At 62.4% G+C, this 24,948-nt stretch carries 22 protein-coding genes and 1 pseudogene; 9 read left to right on the top strand and 14 right to left on the bottom strand.

The window, feature by feature from the left end; all coding sequences use genetic code 11:
• The first annotated feature begins 512 nt into the window (after nt 1-512).
• A complete protein-coding gene (locus tag QCBJ_RS14260) occupies nt 513-1,325 on the top strand; it encodes an alpha/beta fold hydrolase (protein ID WP_093546170.1) in 813 nt (270 codons plus the stop codon).
• Between the two features lie 36 nt (nt 1,326-1,361).
• Here QCBJ_RS14260 and QCBJ_RS30750 read toward each other — a convergent pair whose 3' ends face one another.
• The 4 genes and pseudogenes from QCBJ_RS30750 to QCBJ_RS14245 form a co-directional block, all read right to left on the bottom strand.
• Nucleotides 1,362-2,066, bottom strand: a complete 705-nt coding sequence (locus QCBJ_RS30750) for a methyl-accepting chemotaxis protein (RefSeq protein ID WP_370636885.1) — start codon at nt 2,064-2,066, stop codon at nt 1,362-1,364.
• A gap of 201 nt (nt 2,067-2,267) precedes the next feature.
• Nucleotides 2,268-2,420 (bottom strand): annotated as a pseudogene (locus QCBJ_RS30745) (HAMP domain-containing protein); the annotation flags it as partial.
• 1,023 nt (nt 2,421-3,443) lie between these two features.
• Nucleotides 3,444-4,856, bottom strand: coding sequence for a PLP-dependent aminotransferase family protein (locus QCBJ_RS14250; protein WP_102061075.1), 1,413 nt, complete (start codon nt 4,854-4,856; stop codon nt 3,444-3,446).
• A 203-nt stretch (nt 4,857-5,059) separates the two neighbouring features.
• A complete protein-coding gene (locus QCBJ_RS14245; protein WP_012723120.1) occupies nt 5,060-5,821 on the bottom strand; it encodes an SDR family oxidoreductase in 762 nt (253 codons plus the stop codon).
• Nucleotides 5,822-6,050: 229 nt separating this feature from the next.
• Here QCBJ_RS14245 and QCBJ_RS14240 point away from each other — a divergent pair, with 229 nt between their 5' ends.
• On the top strand, nt 6,051-7,058 hold the full coding sequence (locus tag QCBJ_RS14240; protein WP_102061074.1) for an NADP-dependent oxidoreductase: 1,008 nt from the start codon (nt 6,051-6,053) through the stop codon (nt 7,056-7,058).
• Between the two features lie 68 nt (nt 7,059-7,126).
• Here the strand turns inward: QCBJ_RS14240 and pyrF are convergent, their stop codons facing one another.
• Nucleotides 7,127-7,825 carry an orotidine-5'-phosphate decarboxylase gene (gene pyrF, locus QCBJ_RS14235; RefSeq protein ID WP_012723118.1) on the bottom strand — a complete coding sequence of 233 codons (699 nt, stop codon included), beginning with the start codon at nt 7,823-7,825 and terminating at the stop codon, nt 7,127-7,129.
• 261 nt (nt 7,826-8,086) lie between these two features.
• Between pyrF and QCBJ_RS14230 the strand changes: the two genes are divergently transcribed.
• Nucleotides 8,087-8,851 (top strand): response regulator, encoded by a 765-nt coding sequence (locus tag QCBJ_RS14230; protein ID WP_043206166.1) that lies wholly within the window; start codon nt 8,087-8,089, stop codon nt 8,849-8,851.
• Nucleotides 8,851-9,888, top strand: a complete 1,038-nt coding sequence (locus QCBJ_RS14225; RefSeq protein WP_046033839.1) for a HAMP domain-containing sensor histidine kinase — start codon at nt 8,851-8,853, stop codon at nt 9,886-9,888. Before QCBJ_RS14230 ends, QCBJ_RS14225 begins: the two co-directional genes overlap by 1 nt.
• A gap of 54 nt (nt 9,889-9,942) precedes the next feature.
• Here QCBJ_RS14225 and QCBJ_RS14220 read toward each other — a convergent pair whose 3' ends face one another.
• From QCBJ_RS14220 to QCBJ_RS14180, 9 genes are all read right to left on the bottom strand, one after another.
• Nucleotides 9,943-11,004, bottom strand: coding sequence for an AI-2E family transporter (locus tag QCBJ_RS14220; RefSeq protein WP_102061073.1), 1,062 nt, complete (start codon nt 11,002-11,004; stop codon nt 9,943-9,945).
• Between the two features lie 72 nt (nt 11,005-11,076).
• A complete protein-coding gene (locus tag QCBJ_RS14215) occupies nt 11,077-11,895 on the bottom strand; it encodes a DUF4892 domain-containing protein (RefSeq protein ID WP_012723114.1) in 819 nt (272 codons plus the stop codon).
• Nucleotides 11,896-11,997: 102 nt separating this feature from the next.
• Nucleotides 11,998-12,852 (bottom strand): alpha/beta hydrolase, encoded by an 855-nt coding sequence (locus QCBJ_RS14210; RefSeq protein ID WP_102061072.1) that lies wholly within the window; start codon nt 12,850-12,852, stop codon nt 11,998-12,000.
• The gene (locus tag QCBJ_RS14205; RefSeq protein ID WP_064052875.1) at nt 12,849-13,652 is read right to left on the bottom strand and encodes an alpha/beta fold hydrolase; all 804 of its coding nucleotides are present in this window, start codon (nt 13,650-13,652) and stop codon (nt 12,849-12,851) included. The genes QCBJ_RS14210 and QCBJ_RS14205 overlap by 4 nt, the downstream gene beginning before the upstream one ends.
• Before the next feature lie 97 nt (nt 13,653-13,749).
• On the bottom strand, nt 13,750-14,193 hold the full coding sequence (locus QCBJ_RS14200) for a hotdog fold thioesterase (protein ID WP_012723111.1): 444 nt from the start codon (nt 14,191-14,193) through the stop codon (nt 13,750-13,752).
• 30 nt (nt 14,194-14,223) lie between these two features.
• Nucleotides 14,224-15,873: an AMP-binding protein gene (locus QCBJ_RS14195; RefSeq protein ID WP_102061071.1), complete on the bottom strand. Its 1,650-nt coding sequence runs from the start codon at nt 15,871-15,873 to the stop codon at nt 14,224-14,226.
• Nucleotides 15,874-15,958: 85 nt separating this feature from the next.
• Nucleotides 15,959-16,408, bottom strand: coding sequence for a phosphohistidine phosphatase SixA (sixA, locus tag QCBJ_RS14190; protein ID WP_102061070.1), 450 nt, complete (start codon nt 16,406-16,408; stop codon nt 15,959-15,961).
• Nucleotides 16,405-16,752: a DUF4389 domain-containing protein gene (locus tag QCBJ_RS14185; protein WP_012723108.1), complete on the bottom strand. Its 348-nt coding sequence runs from the start codon at nt 16,750-16,752 to the stop codon at nt 16,405-16,407. Before QCBJ_RS14185 ends, sixA begins: the two co-directional genes overlap by 4 nt.
• 10 nt (nt 16,753-16,762) lie before the next feature.
• Nucleotides 16,763-17,788, bottom strand: coding sequence for an NAD(P)H-dependent glycerol-3-phosphate dehydrogenase (locus tag QCBJ_RS14180; RefSeq protein ID WP_012723107.1), 1,026 nt, complete (start codon nt 17,786-17,788; stop codon nt 16,763-16,765).
• A gap of 195 nt (nt 17,789-17,983) precedes the next feature.
• Here QCBJ_RS14180 and QCBJ_RS14175 point away from each other — a divergent pair, with 195 nt between their 5' ends.
• The 5 genes from QCBJ_RS14175 to fabB all read left to right on the top strand — a co-directional run bounded on the left by QCBJ_RS14175 (nt 17,984) and on the right by fabB (nt 24,930).
• Complete coding sequence (locus QCBJ_RS14175) at nt 17,984-20,104, top strand: TonB-dependent siderophore receptor (RefSeq protein ID WP_012723106.1); 2,121 nt, start codon at nt 17,984-17,986, stop codon at nt 20,102-20,104.
• A gap of 1 nt (nt 20,105) precedes the next feature.
• Nucleotides 20,106-21,035, top strand: coding sequence for an ABC transporter substrate-binding protein (locus QCBJ_RS14170; RefSeq protein WP_043205034.1), 930 nt, complete (start codon nt 20,106-20,108; stop codon nt 21,033-21,035).
• Nucleotides 21,032-22,933: an ATP-binding protein gene (locus tag QCBJ_RS14165; protein WP_012723104.1), complete on the top strand. Its 1,902-nt coding sequence runs from the start codon at nt 21,032-21,034 to the stop codon at nt 22,931-22,933. The genes QCBJ_RS14170 and QCBJ_RS14165 overlap by 4 nt, the downstream gene beginning before the upstream one ends.
• A gap of 249 nt (nt 22,934-23,182) precedes the next feature.
• On the top strand, nt 23,183-23,698 hold the full coding sequence (fabA, locus tag QCBJ_RS14160) for a 3-hydroxyacyl-[acyl-carrier-protein] dehydratase FabA (RefSeq protein WP_010211704.1): 516 nt from the start codon (nt 23,183-23,185) through the stop codon (nt 23,696-23,698).
• Between the two features lie 11 nt (nt 23,699-23,709).
• Nucleotides 23,710-24,930 carry a beta-ketoacyl-ACP synthase I gene (gene fabB, locus QCBJ_RS14155; protein WP_012723103.1) on the top strand — a complete coding sequence of 407 codons (1,221 nt, stop codon included), beginning with the start codon at nt 23,710-23,712 and terminating at the stop codon, nt 24,928-24,930.
• The last annotated feature ends 18 nt before the right edge of the window (nt 24,931-24,948 follow it).

Raw genomic sequence — 24,948 nt, 5'->3', positions numbered from 1 at the left:
GCGGCCCCCCAAATACCTGTCGGATTACGGGCACACCGAGCGTGAGCGAGGTGCCGAGTGTTGGGGCAAGCGCGTTTTGCTTACTTTTGCGCTCTTCAAAAGTGAGCCGCCGTAAGGGCGGAACCCATAGCAGCCGTTACCCAAATAACGGATATGTACCCGGTCTGATCCAACATCCTGGTCGTCTGCAAGGCCGCCGGCGGGAGCAAGCTCCCTCGCCACAGATCCAGCGCCATACCCAGAATTGTGTAGATACCGATGCCCCGATGGCGCTGAATCAGTCACCTGATGAATCGACTGACACACCGCTATCGGGGGCAAGCCCCCTCCCACATTTGGATCGCGGTCTAACCGTTAAATGGCGCTCGGCTGTCAGGCCGCCAGCGGGAGCAAGCTCCCTCGCTGCCCATCTGGCGAACACAGTTCACCACATGCCATCACTTTGCACCTATCCCCCCGCCCCCGACTAGCGTAAAAAAGTGCCCCTCACTCCATGAAGTCAGAGGCCTGCTATGCCTGTCGCCGTCATTGATGGACAACCGCTGCACTACGTCGACCAGGGTTCCGGCCCGGTCGTCCTATTGGGCTCAAGTTACCTGTGGGACCGCGACATGTGGGCGCCGCAGATCGAAGCCCTTTCGCAACAGTACCGTGTGATCGTGCCCGAGCTATGGGGGCATGGCGAATCAGGCCCGTTGCCGACGCAAACTCACTCCCTCGACGACCTTGCGCGCCAAACCCTGGCCCTGCTGGACCATCTGGACATCGCACAGATCAACCTGGTGGGGCTCTCGGTCGGCGGCATGTGGGGCGCACGCCTGGCACTGCTGGCACCCGAGCGGATCAACAGCCTGGTGCTGATGGACACGTACCTGGGCGCCGAGCCCGAGGCCACGCGCCAGTACTATTTCTCACTGTTCAAGATGATTGAAGATGCCGGCGCCATCCCTGAGCCTTTATTGGACGTGATCGCACCGATCTTCTTCCGCCCGAACATCGACCGCGAATCCGCGCTGTACCAGGACTTCCGCAAACAATTGCAGGGCTACTCCAAAGAGCGCCTGCTGGAGAGCATCGTGCCCCTGGGCCGCTTGATCTTCAGCCGCGAGGCTGTGCTGGAGCAGTTGCCACGCCTGGACGCCGACACCACACTGGTGATGTGCGGCGAACAGGACAAACCGCGCCCACCCGCCGAGTCCGAGGAAATGGCCGAACTGATTGGTTGCAGCCTGATCCTGATCCCGCAAGCCGGGCATATCAGCGCCAGGGAAAACCCGGACTTCGTCAACGAAGCCCTGCTGACCTTTCTCGCCAACCACGCCTGACCACCCTCCCCTGTGATCGCTGCGCAGGCGCGGTGATCACAGGCGGAAGTGCCCCACCATACCCTTGAGCTCGGCCCCCAACTGCGCCAGTTGAATACTCGACGCGGCGTTGCCCTGCATGCTCAGCGCCGACTGATCGGCACTGGCGCGGATACTGGTGACACTGCGGTTGATCTCTTCGGCCACCGAGCTTTGCTGCTCGGCCGCCGCCGCAATCTGCTGGTTCATCTGCTGGATCAACGACACCGCCACCGCGATGCTGCCCAGGGCACTTTCGGTTTCCAGCGCATCACTCACCGCCAGTTTCACCAGCTCACCGCTTTGCTGAATCTGCTGCACCGATGACTGTGCCGCGCTGCGCAAGGTGCTGACCAGCCGCTCGATCTCTTCGGTGGATTGCTGGGTGCGCTTGGCCAAGGCCCGCACCTCATCGGCCACCACCGCAAAACCGCGCCCCTGCTCGCCGGCACGCGCGGCTTCGATAGCGGCGTTGAGGGCCAGCAGGTTGGTCTGTTCGGCCACGCTTTTGATCACACTCAACACGGTGCCGATATGCTGGATCTCGGTGCTCAGGCTTTCGATGCTCGCGCTGGCGCGTGTGCTGGAGGTGGCCAGCAACTCGATGCGCTGCAAACTCTGGCGCACCACCTGTTGGCCACTGTCGACTTTGTCGTCCGCCGTCTGTGCGGCCTGCGCAGCCTCCTCGGCGTTGCGCGCCACATCGTGCACGGTGGCGGTCATCTGGTTCATCGCCGTGGCAACCTGCTCGGTTTCTTCTTTCTGGCTGCTGACTTCGACGTTGGTCTGCTCTGTCACACTGGACAAGGAATGCGCCGAGCTGGCCAGTTGCTCGATACCGGCTTGCAGGCCGCTGACCATCTGGCTCAGGCCGTTGCCCATCTGTTGCATTGCCTGCATCAACTGGCCGATTTCATCGCGGCGGCTGACCTCCATGCGCCCGCTCAAGTCACCGGCGGCAATCTGCTGGGCCACGGCGATCACACTGCGCAGCGGCGCGACGATCAACCGGGTAATCACCCACGCTGCAATCAACCCCACCAGCAAGGCCAGGGCCGAAGAGCCGATGATCAGCATCGCGCTTTTCTTCAACTGCGCCTGCATCGACAGGTCTTCGGCGGCATAGGCCTGGTTGACCCGGCCGACCACTTGCTCCGCCCGATCATGCAATTGCGTGTAGACCACCTTCTCCTGCGCCAGCAGGCCGGTGTACTCACCGAGCTTCTCGCTGAACGCGGCGATATGCCCAGCCACTTCGTTAAGCACAGTCTGGTAGCCGGGGTCCTTGACCGAGGTCTTCAGTTGCTCAACCTGAGCCAGCGCCTGGTCAGCCTGCTCAATCTTGCCTTGCTCGGCGTCGTCCTGGTCCGCCTTGCGGCTCTGGTCCAGGCGTACGTGAGCTTCGTTCATGGCTTGCAGCATCAGCCGCGACACCTGGCTGACCTGCCCCGCCTGCTCGATAAACTCGGCACCTTCCTTGCCCTGGCTTTCCTTAAGGCCATAAGCGCCGTCGTCTGCCAGCCCGGCCTGCAATACGTCGAGGTTATTGGCCACGCTGGACACCGACCAACTGGCCATTTCCAACGCAAGGTCCTTGGTCTGGGTCAATTCGACAAACTCATCGAACGCCTTGCGGTAAGCGGCCAGGGCCTGTTCGACCTCGGCCATGACCGGCACGTTGGCGGCCGATTCGGCTTTGAGGCTGGCGGCGAGGGCCGCCAAGGCATCCACACTTTCATGCAGCGCGTCGACGTCCTTGGGGTCGGCATGCAACGCATAGTTCTGCTCGATCAGGCGCACCTTGAGCAAGCCGCTGTTGAGCGACGACATGACCTTGAGGCCTTCGAAGCGCTGGCCAACGGTTTGCAGGGACCACACGCCGATCGCCGCGACCAAGGCCGTCAACAGCAGCACGAGGGTGAAGCCCAAGCCCAGTTTTTTTGCCATACCGAGGTTGGCGAATTGTCGTTGCACGGCCGAAATCATTGCACTTGAATCCTCTTGCAATGGCAATTGCCATCGAGCCCGGTTTACATCGGCGAGATTGGCAACCACAAGGCCCTGAGCACAAGTCGTTGGCGCCACAATAATGGCAAAAAGCTACAGGTTCGTCGTTTTCAGAATGCTCGAGGTCGATCTGGCGGGTCCCATGGCGCGGAACAATGCCAAAGCCCGTTGATCAGCAGCATAGGCCACATTGATGCGTAGCCACTCACTGGGTTCGCTGGTCGGGCTGAACAACGCCCCCGGCGATAACAACACCCCGAGACGCCGGGCACACGCCTGCAGCCGTGAGTGATCCGCCTGCCCCGGTCGCGCCCACAAGAACATACCGCCAGCGGGAGTGGCAAACACCTCCCACTCCTCGTCTTCCAGCACTTGCAAGGTCGCCGCCATTTCCATACTCAAGCGCTTGCGCAAGCGTTGCACCCACTTACGATAGGTGCCATTAGCCAGCAGTGTGGCCACCACCGCTTCAGCAAACCGCGAGGTGCCGAAGCCGGTCAACGTCTTGAGGCTCGTCAATTGAGTGATGATCGCCGTGCTGGCACTGAGATAGCCCACGCGCAAGGCGCTGCTCAGGGTCTTGGAAAAGCTCGCGACGTAGATCACCCGGTCATCATGGGGCATTGCCGACAGCCGCGTGCAGCTGGCGTGTTGCAGGTCGCCGAACACGTCCTCTTCGATAATCAGGAAGTTCTCGCGGTGCGCCAGCGCCAATAAACGCTCCGCCACCTCGCGACTCAGGCTGGAGCCGGTCGGGTTGTGATACAGGCTGTTGATAAACAGGCATTTGGGCCGATGCCGCTGCAGCAGGGTTTCCAGTGCAGGAATGTCCGGGCCACCCCGCGTGCGCGGCACTTCCAGCAACTGCACACCGTGGAATGACAATTGCCGATAGAGGTTGCCGTACCCCGGCGTTTCGACCACCACGCAATCACCGGCCTTGAGCAGTGTGCGTATCAGCAAGTCCTGGGCATGGCTGGCGCCTGCGGTGGTGAGGATACGGTCAACGCTGCTGGCAATATGCGCCTGGGCCAGGCGCTTGAGCAGTTGCTCACGCAACGCCGGCAGACCCAATGGGGGGCTGTAGTTGAACAGCCCGGCGGTGTCGGTACGGGTGACTTCACGAATCGCGTAACTGATGTCATCGCTTTCGCGCCAGGCATCCGGCAACCAGCCGCAACCCAGCTTGAGCTCGCCCAATGGGTTATCGGCGAAAGCCCCCCATTCCCGCTCAGCACCTTCGTACCACTGGCCTTCGTGCGCCTGCGGCGGCTGGGCCACCCTGAAACCTGCCCCCTGCTTGGACACCAGCAAGCCCTGGGCGACCATCCGCTCGAACGCCTCAATGACGCTGGACTGGCTGAGCAGGTTATCAAGGGCCACCTGGCGGATGGACGGTAAGCGTGTGCCAGGGCTCGCCCCACTCGTGCGAATCCATTGCGCCACTGCGCTGATGATCTGCTGCACCACCGGTACAAGGGCTTGTCGATCGATCCCTAAATCCATGCGCCACTCACTTCAACTGTCTGTTATTCAACCCGGAACAGTTAAGCACAGAAGCCCTTGTCGACCCGTCGCCAAGTTTTATTAAAGTATTGATTCTATTGGATTATTTACCTAATGATACACATTTTGACAGGGCACACTGCCAGCTATGGAAAAGCCCCACAGCCCCCCCAACGTTTTCGAATGGAGAGCGAGGTGAGGTCCTAGATCGCCGTCGCGCCACCGTCCACCGCCAACGCTTGGCCAGTGGTAAATGCCGCACCGTCGCTGCACAGATACAGCACCGCACTGGCGATTTCCTCGACCTTGCCAATGCGCCCGACCGGGTGCATGGCGGCGGCGAATTCGGCTTTGCGTGGGTCGGCTTCATAGGCACGCCGGAACATATCTGTATCGATCACCGCCGGGCACACCGCGTTGACGCGGATTTTCTTCTTCGCATACTCAATGGCCGCCGATTTGGTCAGGCCGATCACCGCATGTTTGGACGCGGCATAAATGCTCATCTTCGGCGCAGCGCCCAGCCCCGCGACCGACGCGGTGTTAACAATCGCGCCGCCGCCCTGGGCCAGCAAGAGCGGCAATTGGTGCTTCATGCACAACCACACGCCTTTGACGTTGACGCCCATGATCGCGTCGAACTCATCCAGGCTGCCGTCAGCCAGCTTACCCTTCTCGATCTCGATCCCGGCATTATTGAAGGCATAGTCCAGGCGGCCATAGGCGGCGAGGGTCTGGGCCATCAATTGCTGCACCTCCCCCTCCAGCGTGACGTTGCAGCGCACAAACAGCGCTTCGCCGCCGGCCTGGTGAATCAAGGCAACGGTGCCCTCGCCGCCCGCCGCATCCAGGTCGGCGACCACGACCTTCAAGCCTTCGGCGGCGAACGCCAACGCGGTAGCGCGGCCGATACCGGCGGCGGCACCCGTTACCAGAGCGACCTGGCCGGAAAACGTCATGCTCATAAGAAGATGTCCTGTTGGGGGAATAGCAGTGGGTCGAGTCTAGCCAACGCCGCGCCGGGCGCGTCAGCACTATCAAAAGGCCGGTTGGCGCTGCATGAATCGCAGTGATAAGAGCCACCACCCGACTATCAGCACTGTCTATCGAAGGGCATTCGCGCCCTCGGTGAACCTTGCCCTCTACCCGTTCAAGGTCTATCACTTCAGGTTCATTTCCAGAAGAGTCGCTGCCATGACCGCCCAGACCAACCGCCAATTCCTGCTCGCCAAGCGCCCGGTCGGCGCGGCCACCCGGGAGACGTTCACCTACCAGGAAGTACCGGTGGGTACCCCCCAGGACGGCCAAGTGCTGGTGCGCAATGAATACCTGTCCCTCGACCCGGCCATGCGTGGCTGGATGAATGAAGGCAAGTCGTATATTCCGCCGGTCGGCATCGGTGAAGTGATGCGTGCGCTGGGCGTGGGCAAGGTGATTGCCTCGAACAACTCGAAATTCGCGGTCGGCGACTACGTCAACGGCGCCTTGGGCGTGCAGGATTACTTCCTCGGCGAGCCACGCGGCTTCTATAAGGTGGACCCGACACTCGCGCCCCTCCCCCGTTACCTGTCTGCCTTGGGCATGACCGGCATGACCGCTTACTTCGCACTGCTGGACACCGGCGCGCCCAAGGCCGGTGAAACCGTAGTGATTTCGGGCGCAGCCGGCGCCGTGGGCAGCATTGCCGGCCAGATCGCCAAGATCAAAGGCTGCCGCGTGGTGGGCATTGCCGGCGGCGCCGACAAGTGCAAGTTCCTGGTCGACGAACTGGGCTTCGACGCCGCCATCGACTACAAAAGCGAAGACGTGCCCGCCGCACTCAAACGCGAGTGCCCCAAAGGTGTGGACGTGTATTTCGATAACGTCGGTGGCGATATCCTCGACGCGGTGCTCAGCCGCCTGGCGTTGAAGGCCCGCGTGGTGATTTGCGGTGCCATCAGCCAATACAACAACAAGGAAGCCGTGAAGGGCCCGGCCAACTACTTGTCACTGCTGGTCAATCGCGCGCGCATGGAAGGTTTTGTGGTGATGGATCACGCCGCAAATTTCGCCGCCGCCGGCCAGGAAATGGCCGCCTGGATGGCGCAGGGCAAGCTCAAGAGCAAGGAGGACATCGTGGAGGGACTGGAAACGTTCCCGGAGACGCTGATGAAGTTGTTCAACGGAGAGAACTTCGGAAAGCTGGTGCTCAAGGTCAGCTGACAAGCGATAGATCTAGAGGGTGGAGATCTGAATGTGGGAGGGGGCTTGCCCCCTCCCACCTTTGACAATCAGGCGATTTCGGCGACCACGTCAGCCAACGCCTTGGCCGGATCCGCCGCCTGGCTGATCGGACGCCCAATCACCAGGTAATCCGAACCCGCGTCCAGCGCCTGACGCGGGGTCAAGATACGGCGCTGATCATCCTGGGCGCTCCCCGCCGGACGAATCCCCGGAGTCACCAGTTGCAGCGATGGATGCGCAGTTTTCAACGCCTGGGCTTCCAGCGCCGAACACACCAAGCCATCAAGGCCGGCTTTCTGCGCCAGGGCGGCCAAACGCAGCACCTGTTCCTGAGGCTCGATATCCAGGCCGATACCGGCCAGATCCTCGCGCTCCATGCTGGTCAGCACGGTCACACCGATCAGCAAAGGTTTAGGGCCGCTGCGCTGTTCCAGCACTTCACGGCAGGCCGTCATCATGCGCAGGCCACCGGAGCAGTGCACGTTGACCATCCACACGCCCATTTCGGCGGCGGCCTTGACCGCCATGGCGGTGGTATTCGGGATGTCGTGGAATTTCAGGTCGAGGAACACCTCGAAACCTTTGTCACGCAGGGTGCCGACGATTTCCGCGGCGCAACTGGTGAACAGTTCCTTGCCGACCTTGACCCGACACAGTTTCGGGTCCAACTGGTCAGCCAGCTTCAGTGCGGCGTCACGGGTGGGGTAATCCAGGGCGACGATGATAGGCGTCTGGCAGACGGACATTGGAATGGGCTCTCAGGCAAGTCGAAATCGGCGCGGATTGTAGCGCACGCAGCGCCGTTGCGGGATCCGATGATCGGTAAATACTGCCCAACCGCCCTTGAGCGAGCATTTTTTGGGCAATTGTTTCAAAACAGATACATTCACGACATGCCCCCAACACGCCCCACCGCTAGCCTCGCTCGCACGACCCACCGAGCAGCACTTCCAGCCATGTGGCTGGGCGCCTATGCTGACCGCAACAACCAGGCAGATGATCACACTATGCAGACCCCTTCCGCCCCTGTGAACGACGAGCAAAAAGGCGCGGTGATCGCCGATGACAAGCGCTGGAACACCCGTGCGCTGATTGTTGACGACGATGTGCCGATCCGCGAACTGCTGATCGACTACCTGGCGCGCTTCGGTATCCTCGCCACCGGCGTGACCGACGGCACGACCATGCGCCAGGCCATGCAAGCCGAAACCTTTGACGTGGTGGTGCTCGACCTGATGCTGCCTGGCGAGGACGGCCTGTCGCTGTGCCGCTGGCTGCGCTCGGAATCGGATATCCCGATCCTGATGCTCACCGCCCGCTGCGAACCCACCGACCGCATCATCGGCCTGGAGCTGGGCGCCGACGACTACATGTCCAAGCCGTTCGAACCCCGTGAGCTGGTGGCGCGTATCCAGACCATCCTGCGCCGGGTGCGCGATGATCGCACCGAACAGCGTGCCAATATCCGCTTCGACAACTGGCGCCTCAACAGCGTATTGCGCCAGCTGGTGGCGGATGATGGCCTGGTAGTGCCGCTGTCCAACGCCGAATTCCGCCTGCTGTGGGTGTTTATCGAGCGCCCACGCCGGGTACTCAGCCGCGAGCAATTGCTGGATGCCGCCCGTGGTCGCTCGATCGAAGCCTTTGACCGCAGCATCGACTTGCTGGTCTCGCGCCTGCGGCAAAAACTCGGCGATGATCCCAAGGCGCCACAACTGATCAAGACCGTGCGGGGCGAAGGCTACCTGTTCGATGCGCGGGATATCGGTTGATGCGTGCCCCCTTCAACACGCTGTTCGGTCGGCTGTTCGGCGTGTTGCTGGTGGCTATCGTGCTGGCCCATGCGCTGGCGTTCTTCTGGTTCCACCATTACGGCCAACCGCCCCCCCCACCGCCTGAACAGTTTATCGAGCAGCCGGACGGCAGGCTGGTGCCGCTGCGCAAGGAGCACCATCGCCCCTGGTTTGGCGGCCCGGTGGTGCCCCTGACGTTTCAATTCGTCTCGCTGATTATCGCCGCCTGGTACGGTGCCAAACTGTTGAGCCGACCGATCCAGCGCCTCAGCGACGCCGCCGAGCGCTTGAGCCTGGACCTCGACAGCCCGCCCCTCGACGAATCGGGACCGCGGGAGGCTCAGCAAGCGGCGTCGACCTTCAACCTGATGCAACGGCGTATCCGCGAACAGGTCAGCCAGCGTGCGCGCATGCTCGGTGCCGTCTCCCATGACCTGCGCACGCCGCTGTCACGCCTCAAGCTGCGCCTGGAACAGATCGAAGACACCAAGCTGCAGGGCCAGATGCGCCAGGACTTGGACGACATGATCGGCATGCTCGACGCCACCCTGAGCTACCTGCACGAACAACGCACCAGCGAAACCCGGCATTGGCTGGATGTGCAGGCGTTGGTGGAGTCGATGAGCGAGAACGCCCAGGACCAAGGCTGCGATGTGCAATTCGCCGGCAGCTGCGTGCCCTTGCAGGTGCAGCCGATGGCCCTGCGTTCCTGCCTCAACAACCTGATCGACAATGCCTTGCGTTATGCCGGTACTGCGCGCATCGAACTGCAAGACAGCCGTGAAGCCTTGGTCATTCGCGTTATCGACCACGGGCCGGGAATTGCGGCAGACAAACGCGAGGCGGTGTTCGAGCCGTTCTATCGGCTGGAAGGCTCACGCAATCGCAATTCCGGCGGGGTCGGCCTGGGCATGACGATTTCCAAGGAGGCGGCGGAACGCCTCGGCGGTCGACTGGAGCTTGAGGAAACCCCAGGCGGTGGGTTGACTGCGGTGATGTGGTTACCGAGGACCTGAGATCCAACCCCTCACCACAGACAGCCCACACCCCCATGAGCCCTCACACCATCGTTACAGCGGCTTGTCTTCACGACGCCCCTGGGCCTGGGCCGCGCTCCAATCCATCAACAAGCTGTAGGCCACCGCCAGCAAGGTCGGGCCGATGAACAGGCCGATGAAACCAAAGGCAATCAAGCCGCCGAACACCCCGAGCAGCACGATCACCAGCGGCAGGTTGCCGCCACGGCTGATCAGGTAGGGTTTGAGCACGTTGTCCACGCCGCTGATGATGAAGGTGCCCCACACGCCAAGGAACACCGCGTAGGTGTAGTCGCCCTTCCAGGCCAGCCAAGCGGTGGCCGGGATCCACACCAGCGGCGGGCCCATGGGGATCAGGCTGAGCAGGAAGGTGACGATACCCAGCACCAACGCACCTGGTACGCCGGCGATCAGGAAACCAATCAGCGCCAGCACGGCCTGGGCGGCGGCGGTGCCGATCACACCGTTGACCACCCGTTGGACCGTCCCCGCCACCAATTCGATGTAGTAGCCGGCGCGGTCGCCGATCAAGCGCTCCAGCAAGCGATGGACGAACATGGCCAGGCGCGGCCCGTCACGATAGAAAAAGAACACGAAGACCAGGCTCAGGGTGAGTTCCAGGATGCCACCACCGATCTGTGCACTGCGCGCCAGCAGCCAATTGCCGACCTGCCCCAGGTACGGCTTGATGCTGACCATCAAGGCCGCGCCCTGCTGGTCGATGCTGTCCCACATTGCCACCAGCCGTTCGCCGACAAACGGGATCGAGCCGAGCCAGGTCGGTGCCGCCGGCAGGCCATCGACCTGGATATCCTTGATCAATGCCGTGGCATCGCGCACATGGTCCGCGAGGTTGAAACCCAGCCACACCAGCGGCAATGCCACCAGCAACATCCAGCACAACGTGAGGATACCGGCGGACAGGGATTCACGCCCGCCCAGCCAGCGGGTGAGCAGGACCATCAACGGCCAACTGGCAAACGCTAGCACCGCGCCCCAGAACAGCGCCGACCAGAACGGCGCCATCACCCAGAAGCTGGCACCGAACAGCACCAGCAGCAGGATTTGCACCAGCAGGCGATCGTTATTGAGCATGGAGTATCTCTAGAGGAAGGCTGTAGGAAGAGAGCTTAGGCGAACGGCGCGGGTCCGTTCGCCTTGTAACGGTCAGCGTATCAGATGCAGGTGCAGGCCTTTGGTTTCAGCAGTACCGGTTTCCATGCGCGCGGCGCGCACGCCTTTGTCGACCAGTGCCTGGCGCCAGGCTTCGGCATTCGGGCCGGTCAGGCTGACGCGCAAGGTGGCGTCAAGGTTCAACCCACGGGAAATCAGGGTCAGCCAGGTGTCGTCAGGGTCGCCGCCGAGCGCTGGAAAATCCAGCTCGCCGGTGCTTTTCAACTCGCGCAGCAGAGTCGCCGAGGTGGGCAACAGGTTGCCCAGCGGCGCGTTGGCGTCCAGTTGTTCCACATGCAGATAGGCGCGGCGATTGCCACGGGTGATGCCGTACAGCGCCACCAGGGAGTTGTCCTGCGGGGCGGCCAGGCGCAGCAGCAGGTATTCCTGTTGCCCATCGGCACCGACGAGCTTGGCGTTGCCGAATACTTCATTGGCCCACAGGCTGCTTTCGCCGCAATCGCGGGCCTGGCACCAGAACAACAGCTGCGCGCCCTTCGCCTGCAACGCTTCACGCGTAGCGGTAAACGCGGCACTGGAGGTGTGCTCGGCGGGCAGCTCATAGGTAATCGCCGTGGCGTGCCCACGGGCGGTGGCCTGCCCTTCGTAACGCAGTTGGCCGCTGATCTTGCGGATCGCGCCCATCGGGTAGATGCGTTCCTTCTCTTCGGCGGGGCGGTAGTCGACGATCTGTGAGTCGACCTGACGTGACACTGCCGGTAAATCCTGGCTTCCTGGCACATCGGCGGCGAACACCAGGGGACTGAAACAGCACAGCCCGAGGGCACGGATAGATCCTTTACGTAGGCTCATCGGATCAATGAGCCCTGGCCATCGGAGCGCACAGCGGTGTTGAGATGGTTCATGGTTGACTCCCTTTCAATCCGCCCAGCCTCGGCAGTTGACCGCGCCAAGTCAAGGCGTGGTGAAGAACCGATTGAAACAGTCTGCAACAAGGACCGCGCCGGGCTCATCATTCAGGTGTAAATGATGGCCACCCGGCAGCGTGGTGACCGTAAAGGGTAGTTGAGAAAGCAATTCTGAATGTTTCGCCAGCATGCCGTCGGCAGCCACCACCAACTGCGTAGGGCAACTGACGCGCCGTACGAAAGCCATGGCTTGTTCGTCGGTCAGGCGCATCGGCGAAGCGAGGGTCAAGCGACTGTCGGTACGCCAGGTGTAGCCGCCCGGCACCGGCATCAAACCGCGCTGGGCCAGCAGTTGCGCGGCTTCGCGACTGACCGCCACCACGCCTTTCATGCGCGCCTCGACCGCTCGGTCCAGAGTGTTATAGACCGGCTTGCGCTTGTCCTGCAGGTTCAATTGCGCCTGCAAGGCCATGCCCAGCCGCTCGGCGGCGTTCTCACCGCTGGCGGTCGGCGGGATCACACCGTCGATCAATCCCAGGTGCGTCACGCGCTCCGGCAACGCACCCGCCAGCACCAGAGACACGATGGCGCCGAGGGAGTGGCCAAGTAATGCAAAACGTTTCCAACCCAACTGCTCGGCGACTTGCAGCACGTCATACACGTAATCCCACCAGGCATAACCGGCGCCGCTAGGACGATGCGCCGAATGCCCGTGCCCGGCCATGTCCAGGGCAACGATGCGCAGGCCCTGAAGTTTGGGCGCCAGTCGCGCAAAACTGTTGGCGTTGTCCAGCCAGCCATGCAGGGCGATCACCGGCAAACCGTCCTCGGGGCCGAACAGGTGGGCCGCCAGTTCGATATGCGGCAGGCTCAGGCGCACCTCTTCAACCGGTGTGCTCATGCGCAACTCTGCTCGCGGGCTTCCCAGCGGGAGAACAGCTGCTTGATCAAGGCCGCGGTGTCCTGGGGGCGTTCAAGGGGGAACATATGGCCGCCGGGCATGGTGAGCATTTCACCCATGGGCAGGCGCCCGACACCGCTGGCGTGGTGACGCATCACCACCCGGCTCTGCCGGCCGCGCACGACGGCCAGCGGCACTTTCAATTGGCGCACCTGGCCGGGGCTGGTATGGGGCACGCCACGGTAGATGCTGATTTCGGTGGCCGGGTCGAAGCGCAGGCGCAGGCGATCGCCCACCTGATGCAGGCCATGTTGCAGGTAAGCGTCGAAGCATTCCGGGTCAAAGCCACGGAACAGGGTCTTGCCGGCGAAATAGCTGCGTGCGGCGTCCAGGTCGCTGAACTCTTCGCGCCGCCCCAGGGTACGCCCGGCCGGGGTCAGGCGGTCGATAAACCCGAAGCGCTTGGCCGCGCGGATCACCCAGCGGTCGGCACGGGTCAGCACCGGCGAATCCAGCATCACCACGCCGCGATACAGCTGCGGGCAACGCATGGCCGCGTGCAGGTGCAAGACCCCCCCGAGGGAATGGCCCACGCCCCACACCGGTTCCGGTTGCTGCTCCAGATGATGGATCAGTTCGTCCACCAGGTTCTGCCAGTTATCGTCCACCGGAAACCTGGGGTCGTGACCGTGTTGCGGCAGGTGAGCCACTGCGTATTCCGGCGCCAGGGCGGCAAACAACTTGCCGTAGGTGGCCGAAGGGAAACCATTGGCGTGGGCAAAAAACACATGCTGCGACATACCGGATCCATCTACAAAAACAGAGATTGATTGTCACCATGCCCGACGTACACAGCAATGACTGTAACTGCCAGGAATGATGACACTCACGCCACGCCTATCGCGCCGGTGGGGTCTCGCCCAGCGGCACCACGGCCATGGTCAGGCGCGACACGCAGCTGGTTTTGCCATCGTCACTGGTCAAGCGGATGTCCCAGACCTGGGTGGTGCGGCCAATGTGAATCGCCTTGGCCACCGCCGTTACGCGCCCGCTGCGCACACCGCGCAGGTGGTTGGCGTTGACCTCCAGCCCCACGCAATAGAACTTGCTGGCATCGATGCACAGGTAGGCCGCCATGGAGCCGACACTCTCGGCCAACACCACCGACGCGCCGCCGTGCAGCAGGCCGTAGGGCTGGTGGGTGCGATGATCGACCACCATGCTGGCGGTCAGGGAGTCGTCGTCGAAGCTTTCAAAGCGGATATCCAACAGTTCACCGATGGTGTTTTTCTGGGCCGCATTGAGTTGGTCGATATTCGGTTGGGTACGCCAGAGGCTCATGCCGTTGTCCTTGTTGGTTTTATGATGATCCTAATCCTGCCACAGAACGGTTTCGGAACGCTCGCTCCATGCCTGGAATTGTGCACCGTAAGTCGATTCGATCACGTTGCGCTTGATCTTCAAGGTCGGGGTCAGGAAGCCGTTCTCCACCGCCCAGTTGTCTTTCACCACCACCAGTTGGCGCAGGCGTTCATGCTTATCCAGCGCCTGGTTGACCTGTGCCAGCCAACGCTCAAGGCTGCTGCGCAGTGCGTGCGGGTCCTCGCTCACCGCCGATAACACGCACAACCCTATCGGCGCGGGCAGCCCATCCCCCACTACGCACACCTGCTCGATACGCGCATGTTCAGCCAAGCGGTTTTCAATCGGCGCCGGCGCCACGTATTTACCTTTGCTGGTCTTGAAGATTTCCTTGAGCCGCCCGGTCAGGCGCAGGCGACCATCGGCATCCTGTTCGCCCTTGTCGCCGGTGCGCAGGAAACCATCGGCGGTAATCGTCTCGGCGGTTTTCTGCGGGTCTTTGTAGTAACCGAGCATAGTCGCACCGCTGCGCACCTGGACTTCGCCTTCGGGGTCGATACGTACTTCCACGCCGGGGCACGGCAGGCCGATCCAGCCGAGGGTCTGCTGGCCGGGGCGGCACACGTGGGAGTAGCCGCAACTTTCGGTCATGCCGTACACCTCCAGCACATCCAGGCCCAGGCGTTGATACCAGCGCAGCAGCGCCTCGGGCACCGGCGCCGCACCCGACAGGGCAATGCGCAACGCGTCCAGGCCCAGGCCGGCGAGCACCTTGTGGCCCACCCGCTTGCCGATGAAAGGCAGGCGCAGCAGGGTGTCCAGGCGCTTCTCGGGGATTTTGGCGTAGACGCCCATCTGGAATTTGGTCCAGATACGCGGCACTCCAAACAGGGCGGTCGGACGCGCCCTACGCAGATCGGTCAGAAACGTATCCAGGCTTTCGGCGAAAAATACCGTTTGCCCGGTGTAGATCGCCGCCATTTCTACAAACATGCGCTCCGCCACATGACACAGCGGCAAGTACGACAGTAGCCGGTCGCCCTCCCCCAACCCGAACAGCTCGGTGCCACGGGTGGCGGCAAACCCCAGCGCGCCGAAGCTGTGCATCACGCCCTTGGGCAGGCCGGTCGTGCCGGAGGTGTAGATGATGGTGGCCAGGTCCGTAGCGGCCAGCAGCGGCTCGTCCTGGATCGGCGAACAGGCTTGCAGGTCAGCCCAGCTGAAATCGAACGTGCCGGTCGGGCACAGCGGCAAGCTGATGGTCGGGACATTGGACGGCACGCCAGGCGCCATCGCGGGCCAGTCGTCGAGTTTGCCGATAAACACCAGCGCCGCCTCGGAATGGGTCAGCACATGGGCAACGGAGTCGGCGGTGAGGTTAGGGTACAGCGGCACTGAGACGTGCCCGGCCATCCAGATGGCCAGGTCGGCGATGATCCAGTGGGCACAGTTTTTCGAGATCAGGGCAATGTGCGAGCCCTGGGGCAACTCGCGGGCCCGCAGCCAGTGCGCGGCGCAACGGGCCTGGTGGCCGACCTCACCCCAGGTGAGGGGCTGCACCTCGCCGCCGCCAGAGGGCTGGACCAGGAAGGTTTGGCGCGGATGACGCGCTTCACGTTCGAAGAAGACCTGCAACGGCAAACGAAAAGCGACGGGCATGGGACGCGCTCCTTTGTGGTCCGACAATAGCCAACCAAGCACTTGCTTGGTTGACTATATAGCACACACAAAGCCGCGATTCAGCCTAAGGTTTTTTTACGCTGACCAGGCTCATCAGCCCCGCCAGCGGGAAATCCCCCTCCAGTTCCGCCAGGCTGGCGGTGTGCATCGGCTGTGGCTGACGCTGATGACCATGCTGCAAAAAGCTGATCAGGTTGCCCACCAGCGGCTGGTGGCTGACCAGCAGCACGTTGTCATCGGTGTCGAGCTTGTCCAGCACCTGCAATGGGTTGCCCTCGGGGGTGAGCCACGGCACCGTGCGAACCTCCGGTTCGAACCCCAGCACCTCGCGCACCAGTTGCGCGGTCTGCTGCGCCCGCACATAGGGGCTGGCGATGATCGCGCTGAGGGGCTGGCCCATCAGCTGCGCAGCACTGCGCAACACTTCGGCGCGGCCATGCTCGGTGAGGTTGCGCTCGGCGTCGGTGCGCGCATGCCCTTCGGCCTCACCGTGGCGCAGTATCCACACCTTCATAGCTTCGGCTCTTCGTCACGGACCGGGTGCGGCGCCGGCGGCACGCTGTGGGCAGCTTCGCCCTCCGGCGCGCGCGGGGTCGGCCAGTCGGCGAACGGCCACGGTTTCTGTTCGGAGTGGAAGCTGCCGAAACGGCCGATCTGTGCGAGGAACTGGCTGAGGCTGTCGCCGAAGTTCATCAGCCCCAGGTTCGGTGCGCCATAGATCAATCTGTAAACCAACTGCACCACCACCAGCGCGCCGAGCAGGAACTGCGCCACCTGCCACACCAGGGCAAACACCAGCATCCACAGGATGCGCAGGGCAATGGACTCATACTTGGGGGCTGCTTTCGGATCGTTCATGACGCGTTCCTCAGTTGAAACCACTGGTGGAAATAAAGTCGACATCGGTTTTCGGCTCGGCGCGCATCAGCAGCTCGATGACTTGGTTCAAGGTGCGCCCTTCAAACAGGATCGCGTGCAACCCGGCGACCAGCGGCATGTACACCCCGACTTCCTGGGCCTTGGCCTTGAGCACCTTGAGGGTGTTGACGCCTTCGGCCACTTCGCCCAGGCGCGTGACCGCGTCTTCCAGGCTCAGGCCCTGGCCGAGGGCAAAGCCGACCTGATAGTTGCGGCTTTTCGGCGAGGAGCAGGTGACGATCAAGTCGCCCACGCCCGCCAGACCCAGGAAGGTCATCGGGTTGGCGCCCTGGTTCACCGCAAAGCGGGTCATCTCCGCCAAGGCGCGGGTGATCAGCATGCTTTTGGTGTTTTCGCCCATGCCCAGCGCCACGGCCATGCCGGCAATGATCGCGTAGACGTTTTTCAGCGCACCGCCCAACTCGACGCCAAAGCGGTCGCTGCTGGCGTAGACGCGGAAGGTACGGCCATGCAGCACGGCCTGGACGCGCTCGCACAGCTCTTCGTCTTCACTGGCGACCACCGTGGCGGTCAGCGCGTGCTCGGCGACTTCGCGTGCCAGGTTGGGCCCGGACAGCACGCCAATGCGCGCCTGGGGCGCGATCTCTTCGAGGATTTCGCTCATCAGTTTGAAGGTCTGCGCCTCGATGCCCTTGGTCAGGCTGACCAGCAGCTTGCCCGCCAGGCGTTCGGCGTGGGGCGCCAGCACCGAGCGCAACGCGCTGGACGGCAGCGCGACGAAGCACAGATCACAGGCCGTAAGGGTTTCCAGCAGGTCGGTAACAGGCTCGACTGCCGGATGAATCTTGATGCCTTTGAGGTAACGCGGATTTTCCCGGTGCACCCGAATGGCCTCGGCCTGCTCGGGATCGCGCATCCATTGGCGCACAGCGTGACCGTTCTCGGCCAGCAGGTTAGCCACGGCGGTACCAAAACTTCCGCCTCCCAGGACCGCGATAGGGCGCTGTTCAGTCATATGCAATCCGTTAATCCATACCAGTGGCGATGGCGGCATTATACGGGCCGACCCGCTTGCGGCCAGCCCCCCTAGCAATTCGTGCGTTTGTCGGAAAACGCCACGCTTACATGAAGTAATTGCAAGTCGGGCGACTGGCAAAAGGCCCCACCTCAGTTAACATGGGCGGCTATCCGTAATTATCAAGGCTGCGCCGTGTATTTGGGCCCTCCTCCTCGTTCATCCCTATGGTTGATGTTGTTGTGCAGCGCACCGGTGCTGGCCGACGACCTGTTCCTCGACAGCCAACCGCTGCCGCAAGTGCTGACCGCCACGCGCCTCAAGCAATCGGCCGCCGCCGTGCCCGGCAGCATGACCGTGATCGACAGCGAGCTGATCAAGGCCAGCGGTGCGCGGGACATCAGTGAGTTGCTGCGCCTGGTACCGGGGATGATGGTCGGCTACACCACCGGCAACCAGGCGGCGGTGAACTACCACGGCACCAGTGCCAGCGACGCGCGGCGCATGCAGGTGTTGATCGACGGCCGTTCGGTGTACCGCGCTGGCCTGGCCACTGTGGACTGGAGTGACATTCCGGTGGCGATGGAAGATATCGAGCGCATCGAAGTCTTCCGCGGCCCCAACACCGTCAGCTATGGCGCCAATGCCTTGATGGCGGTGGTGAACATTCTTACGCGCTCACCGGCCAACAGCCACGGTACGCGGGTCAAAGTGGTGCGTGGCGAACGCGGCATCAATGACTTCTATGCCAGCCAGGGCGTGGGCTGGGAAACCGGCGACTTGCGCCTGTCCCTCTCCGGGCAACAGGACGACGGCTTCGACAGCGATGCCGCGGGCGCCGACCGCCGTGACGGCCGCCGCCTCAACCGCTTCAGCCTGGCGGTCAGCCAGATGCTGAACACCCAACAAAGCCTCGACTGGCAACTGGATGCGAAGGAAGGCACCAACCAGCGTCCTTATACCTACAGTCCGGTATTTGCCGGAATTACCGAAGGCGGCAACAATTCCGACGTCACGGCCAAGGACTACGCCGGCTCCCTGCGTTGGAATGTCGACTTCAACCCTGACCACAGCCTGTATATCCAGGGCTCGGCCCAGCAATGGGACCGCCGGCAAATCTGGAAGGCCTGTGATGCCAAGGTCTCGTTCAGCCCTGAGCTGACCCAGTTGTGGCAGTTGAACCCCAACTACGCCGAGCTGCTCGCCCGGCATATGGACACCTACAGCCAGGGCAGCGCGCCACCGGGCAGCGCCGCCGAGCAGGCCCTGGCCAACCAGGTATTGAACCAATGGCGCAACGGCGCCAACCAGAGCGTGTGCGGTGACATCGACCAGAGCACCCGCGAAAGCCGCTACGACCTGGAGATTCAAGACACCCTCAGCCTGTCCGACAGCCTGCGTCTGGTCAGCGGCATGAACTACCGCTATGACCGCGCCGACTCCGACACCTATTTCAATGGCACCCTGGACGACACCACCTGGCGTTTGTTCGGCCAGATGGAATGGCGCGCCAGCGAACACTGGCTGCTGCAAGGCGGCGCGATGTATGAGGACACCCACCTGAGCGGCAACTCGCTGACACCGCGAGTGGCGGTCAACTACCTGATCAACCCGCGCCACGGCCTGCGCGCGGTGTATTCCGAGGCCATCCGCTCGCCGGACATGTTTGAGAACAACGTCAACTGGAGCTACCGCGTCACCAACCTCAGCTCACCCGCCTATGGGCAGACCACCGGGCAATACTTCGTAAAGACCCGTGGCCCGGGCAACCTCGATAAAGAGCTGATGAAGTCACGGGAACTGGGGTACAACGGTTTCTTTGCCGACATCGGGCTGAACATGGACGTGAAACTGTTCTACGACGAAATCACCGACATGATCAGTTCGCCGCTGCGCAATAACCAGTACATCGCCAGCAACGCCAACAGCTCGCGGTTTACCGGCGCCGAATCGCAGTTCGACTGGCGCGTCAGCAATGCCGACCGCCTGCGGCTCACCTATGCTTACGTCGACGCCACTACCAGCAACCCTTTGGACAAAGCGCAAACCGCACGTAACAGTGGCTCCGCCGGCTGGTTGCGCGAATGGGGCCAGGGCTGGTCCAGTGCGCTGTTCTACTACGGCGATGACGCGCTCAACCAATATCGCTTCGAACGGGTCGACCTGCGGGTGGCCAAGCGCATTGCCCTGGGCAAAGCCAACGTGGAGCTGGCCGGCATGTTGCAACAACGCCTCGATAACCAGCCCACTACGTGGGCCGATAACAATTATGACCATCGCCATGTGCTCTACTTCAGCGCGGAGTTAGAGTTCTGACATGGGCGACTCGTCACGGATGACCTGCTTATTTATCACTTCGCTCTGGCGCCGCGCTGTGCTGCTGGCCTGCCTGCTATGGGCCGCGCCGGCCTGGAGCGCCGACATCCTGCTGACCGCCGCCGAAGACGGCGCAGGCGTGCAGGCTTTTGCCCAGGCCCTGGCCCAGCAACGCCCCGAAGACCACGTCACCTTCACGCCCCTCAACGACTTGCCGGCGCCCAGCCGCCTGCCGGCGAGCACGCGCTTGATCCTGCTGGACCTGCCCGGCCTCGACTGGCGCCTGCAAGACACCCAAGGGCCGCCGACCCTGGTACTGCGCATCAGTCGGCTGCAGGCGCACCAACGCCTGGGCACAACGCAGCACCCACGCATCAGCTTATTGTGGAGCGACCCTGCGCAGGAGCGCCAACTGCGGTTGATCGCCGCCATCCTGCCCCAAGCGCGGCGCATCGGCGTGCTCTACAGTGCCGACAGTGAATTCCTCCTGCCCGAACTGCGCCAGCACGCCAAGCCCCTCGGCCTGGAGATCGTGCCGCAGCGCTGGGACAACACCAGCGACAGCCGGCCACTGCAAACCTTGTTCAGGAACAGTGACGTGCTGCTCGGCCTCGATGACCCGCAGCTGTACAACCCGAAAACCGCGAAGAACCTGCTGCTGAGCAGCTACGCCCAGCAATTGCCGCTGGTGGGGCCGAATGCCGGATTTGTACGCGCAGGCAGCCTGGCCAGCACCTACAGCGACCAGACCGACTGGCTGGCGGTACTCGACCGCCTGCTGGACCTTGCGCCGACGAACTGGCCGCACTCGCTGTACCCGGAACATTTCAAAGTCGTGGGCAACCCGCAGGTTGCGCGCTCATTGGGGATCGAACAGGTAGACGAAGCCAACGTCGCCCTGCGATTGGCCGAAGGAGAAAAACGCCCATGACCTTGCGTCGTCGTTGGGACATCAACACCCGCACCCAGCTCATCACCCTGGGACCGGCGCTGTTGCTGACGTTGCTGTTGATCAGCTTCTTCACCTTCGTGCGTATCCAGGACCTGCGCCAGGAACTGGACCACACCGGCCAACTGATCGCCAACCAACTGGCGCCCGCCACCGAGTACGGGGTGATATCCGGCAACAACGATGTGCTCGACAGCCTGTTGCGCGCCACATTGGCCACGCCCCATGTGCGCTTCCTGGAGATCCAGGACAGCAGCGAAAACATCCTGGTGTATGTCGAACAACCGTCGGAAAAGCACGACCGCTCGCTGTCGGTAAAAGTCTTCCAGGCACCGATCCGCCTGCAACACATCCAGTTGGGCAATGACTTTTTCCAGGACAACCTCAACGAATCCAAGGCACCGCGTGCGGACTACCTGGGCCGGGTGATCGTCGGCATGTCCAACGATGCGTTCAGCCAGCGTCAGCAGGAGATCCTGTTCAAGGCCGGCATCCTGGCGCTGTTCGCCCTGTTGTTCACCTTCCTGCTCGCCCGGCGCCTGGCCGCCAGCCTGTCACAGCCGATCAGTGCCATGGGCAACGCGGTCAAGGCCATCCAGCAGGGCGACTACAAGACGCCACTGCCCATCGTGGATGACTCGGAGCTGGGCGACCTGTCGCGGCATATCAACAACCTCGCCGAAGGCCTCAACCAGGCCAGTCGCGAGCAGCAACAGGCCATGGCCCAGTTGATCCAGACCCGCGAAGAGGCCGAGCGCGCCAACAACGCCAAGTCGGATTTCCTGGCGATGATGAGTCATGAGCTGCGCACGCCCATGAACGGCGTGCTGGGCATGTTGCAGTTAATGGAAACCACCGAGATGACCGAGGAGCAGAGCGAATACGCGGCGCTCGCCTCCGAATCCACCGAACACTTGCTCAAGGTCATCAACGACATCCTCGACTTCTCGCGTATCGAGCGCGCCGCGCTGGAACTGGAGCATATTCCGTTCAACCTGGCAGACCTGATCAACAGCTGCGCCCAGGCGTTCCAGCACAGCGCCCAGCAGCGTGGGCTGGCGCTGCAGCTGTCGATTCCGCAAGGAATGGACGCCTTGCGGGTGCAGGGTGACCCGACGCGGATCCGCCAGATCCTGGTGAACCTGATCGGCAATGCATTGAAGTTCACCGAGAACGGCAGCGTCAGCGTCGAGCCGCACTGGCAAACCCTCGACCATGACCTGGTGTGGTTCACCTGCACCGTGCGTGACAGCGGCATCGGGATTTCCGCCGACCGCCTGGAATTGATGTTCGATGCGTTCCAGCAGGCCGACAGTTCCATTTCAAGACGTTACGGCGGCACCGGGCTGGGCCTGCCCATCGCCCGTACCCTGGCTGAACGCATGGGCGGCACGCTGCGCGCCCAAAGCGAGGAAAGCCGCGGCTCGGTGTTCACCCTGGAAATCCCCCTGGCCATCGACCAGCACAGCGTCCCCGCCGTCGCTGCCGATACCGACGGCAAAGCCAGCGCCGGCAATGGCCGCCATGTGCTGCTGGTGGAAGACAACCCCGTCAACCGTACGGTGGTCGAAGCCATGCTGCGCAGCCTGGGCTTTGAAGTGAGCCTGGCCACCGACGGTGCCGAGGCGATCCGCAGCGCCGAGAGCCTGATTTTCACGGCGATCCTGATGGATTGCCGGCTGCCTTTGATCGATGGTTACGAGGCCACCCGACAGATTCGTCAGTTGCCGGGTTGCGCCGACCTGCCCATCATCGCCCTGACGGCCAACGCCTTGCAGGGTGACCGCGAAGCCTGTCTGGCGGCGGGAATGAACGATTACCTGGCCAAGCCGTTCAAACGCACGGATTTGCAGCAAATCCTACAGCGCTGGGTGCAATAGCGCCGCGCCATCAGCCAACTCCGACTGGCGTGAAAGACGAAAGTGCGGCAGTCTTAGGCACCCGAACGGGCCCATAAACAGGCCCGGTTTAAAATTTCAGTGAACAAGTGTACATTCAGTACCTTGCCGCTGTGACTTTCACTACAACGCAATAGTCTATGTGTAGGCTGCCGACATGAGGCATGAACGCTTCATTCGGTTCGGGAAGATTTGCCCTACCCTGCCGCATGGGATTATTGAGGAGCTCGCATGACCAAACAAAACGCCTTTACTCGGGAAGACCTGCTGCGCTGCAGTCGCGGTGAGCTGTTCGGCCCAGGTAACGCGCAACTGCCCGCCCCCAACATGCTGATGGTGGATCGCATCACCCATATCAGTGAAGAGGGTGGCAAGTACGGCAAAGGTGAATTGGTCGCCGAGCTGGATATCACCCCGGACCTGTGGTTCTTCGCTTGCCATTTCGAAGGCGACCCTGTGATGCCAGGCTGCCTGGGCCTTGACGCCATGTGGCAGCTGGTCGGTTTCTTCCTCGGCTGGCAAGGCCTGCCGGGCCGCGGCCGCGCCCTGGGTTCGGGCGAAGTGAAGTTCTTTGGCCAGGTCCTGCCGACCGCCAAGAAAGTCACCTATAACATTCAAATCAAGCGCGTCCTCAAGGGCAAGCTGAACCTGGCCATCGCCGATGGTTCGGTGAGCGTCGACGGTCGCGAGATCTATACTGCCGAAGGCCTTCGGGTCGGCGTATTCACTTCCACTGACAACTTTTAAGGGTTATCCGCATGCGCCGCGTCGTTATCACTGGTCTGGGCATCGTTTCTTGCCTGGGCAATGACAAAGAGACCGTCACCGCTAACCTGCGTGCAAGTCGCCCTGGCATCCGCTTCAACCCGGAATATGCCGAAATGGGTCTGCGTAGCCAGGTTTCCGGCTCCATCGACCTGCCCCTCGAAGAGCTGATCGATCGCAAGATCTATCGCTTCGTCGGCCACGCTGCCGCCTACGCCTACCTGGCGATGAAAGACGCAATCGCCGACTCCGGCCTGAGCGAAGACCAGGTATCGAACGTACGCACCGGCCTCATCGCCGGTTCCGGCGGCGCATCCACCCTGAACCAGATGGAAGCGCTGGACATCCTGCGCGAAAAAGGCGTGAAGCGCGTTGGCCCGTACCGTGTAACGCGGACCATGGGCAGCACCGTTTCCGCCTGCCTGGCCACGCCGTTTGCAATCAAGGGCGTGAACTACTCGATCTCCTCCGCGTGCGCCACCAGTGCTCACTGCATCGGGACTGCCGTTGAGCAGATCCAGCTGGGCAAGCAGGACATCGTGTTCGCCGGCGGCGGTGAAGAAGAGCATTGGAGCCAGTCGTTCCTGTTCGACGCCATGGGCGCACTGTCTACCCAATACAACGAAACCCCGGAAAAAGCCTCCCGCGCCTACGACGCCAAGCGTGACGGTTTCGTCATCGCCGGCGGTGGCGGCATGGTGGTCGTCGAGGAGCTGGAACACGCTCTGGCCCGTGGTGCCAAGATCTACGCGGAAATCGTCGGCTACGGCGCGACCTCCGATGGCTACGACATGGTTGCCCCAAGCGGTGAAGGCGCCATCCGTTGCATGCAGATGGCCATGTCCACCGTGGACACCCCAATCGACTACCTGAACACCCACGGCACCTCGACTCCGGTCGGCGATGCCAAGGAAATGGAAGGCGTGCGTGCGGTGTTCGGCGACAAGGCTCCGGCCATCAGCTCCACCAAGAGCCTGTCCGGTCACTCCCTGGGCGCCGCTGGCGTTCACGAAGCGATCTACTGCCTGCTGATGATGGAAGGCAACTTCATGGCCGGTTCGGCCAACATCGACGAGATTGATCCGGTTGTGGCTGATATGCCGATCCTGACCAAAACCGTTGAAAACGCAAAAATCGACACCGTGATGAGCAACAGCTTCGGCTTTGGTGGCACTAACGCTACCTTGGTGCTGAAACGCTGGCAGGGTAAATAAACCCCGCAGGTTGATCAC

Source organism: Pseudomonas sp. QC2 (genome assembly GCF_002859085.1).
GTDB lineage: Bacteria > Pseudomonadota > Gammaproteobacteria > Pseudomonadales > Pseudomonadaceae > Aquipseudomonas > Aquipseudomonas petroselini.
The sequence above is the reverse complement of the archived record's forward strand: the minus strand, read 5'-3'. Positions and strand labels throughout refer to the sequence as shown.

Coding starts and splice junctions, on each gene's coding strand:
- QCBJ_RS14260 (WP_093546170.1), top strand. CDS start 513: ATGCCTGTCGCCGTCATTGATGGACAACCGCTGCACTACGTCGACCAG.
- QCBJ_RS30750 (WP_370636885.1), bottom strand. CDS start 2,066: ATGACCGCCACCGTGCACGATGTGGCGCGCAACGCCGAGGAGGCTGCG.
- QCBJ_RS14250 (WP_102061075.1), bottom strand. CDS start 4,856: ATGGATTTAGGGATCGATCGACAAGCCCTTGTACCGGTGGTGCAGCAG.
- QCBJ_RS14245 (WP_012723120.1), bottom strand. CDS start 5,821: ATGAGCATGACGTTTTCCGGCCAGGTCGCTCTGGTAACGGGTGCCGCC.
- QCBJ_RS14240 (WP_102061074.1), top strand. CDS start 6,051: ATGACCGCCCAGACCAACCGCCAATTCCTGCTCGCCAAGCGCCCGGTC.
- pyrF (WP_012723118.1), bottom strand. CDS start 7,825: ATGTCCGTCTGCCAGACGCCTATCATCGTCGCCCTGGATTACCCCACC.
- QCBJ_RS14230 (WP_043206166.1), top strand. CDS start 8,087: ATGCAGACCCCTTCCGCCCCTGTGAACGACGAGCAAAAAGGCGCGGTG.
- QCBJ_RS14225 (WP_046033839.1), top strand. CDS start 8,851: ATGCGTGCCCCCTTCAACACGCTGTTCGGTCGGCTGTTCGGCGTGTTG.
- QCBJ_RS14220 (WP_102061073.1), bottom strand. CDS start 11,004: ATGCTCAATAACGATCGCCTGCTGGTGCAAATCCTGCTGCTGGTGCTG.
- QCBJ_RS14215 (WP_012723114.1), bottom strand. CDS start 11,895: ATGAGCCTACGTAAAGGATCTATCCGTGCCCTCGGGCTGTGCTGTTTC.
- QCBJ_RS14210 (WP_102061072.1), bottom strand. CDS start 12,852: ATGAGCACACCGGTTGAAGAGGTGCGCCTGAGCCTGCCGCATATCGAA.
- QCBJ_RS14205 (WP_064052875.1), bottom strand. CDS start 13,652: ATGTCGCAGCATGTGTTTTTTGCCCACGCCAATGGTTTCCCTTCGGCC.
- QCBJ_RS14200 (WP_012723111.1), bottom strand. CDS start 14,193: ATGAGCCTCTGGCGTACCCAACCGAATATCGACCAACTCAATGCGGCC.
- QCBJ_RS14195 (WP_102061071.1), bottom strand. CDS start 15,873: ATGCCCGTCGCTTTTCGTTTGCCGTTGCAGGTCTTCTTCGAACGTGAA.
- sixA (WP_102061070.1), bottom strand. CDS start 16,408: ATGAAGGTGTGGATACTGCGCCACGGTGAGGCCGAAGGGCATGCGCGC.
- QCBJ_RS14185 (WP_012723108.1), bottom strand. CDS start 16,752: ATGAACGATCCGAAAGCAGCCCCCAAGTATGAGTCCATTGCCCTGCGC.
- QCBJ_RS14180 (WP_012723107.1), bottom strand. CDS start 17,788: ATGACTGAACAGCGCCCTATCGCGGTCCTGGGAGGCGGAAGTTTTGGT.
- QCBJ_RS14170 (WP_043205034.1), top strand. CDS start 20,106: ATGGGCGACTCGTCACGGATGACCTGCTTATTTATCACTTCGCTCTGG.
- QCBJ_RS14165 (WP_012723104.1), top strand. CDS start 21,032: ATGACCTTGCGTCGTCGTTGGGACATCAACACCCGCACCCAGCTCATC.
- fabA (WP_010211704.1), top strand. CDS start 23,183: ATGACCAAACAAAACGCCTTTACTCGGGAAGACCTGCTGCGCTGCAGT.
- fabB (WP_012723103.1), top strand. CDS start 23,710: ATGCGCCGCGTCGTTATCACTGGTCTGGGCATCGTTTCTTGCCTGGGC.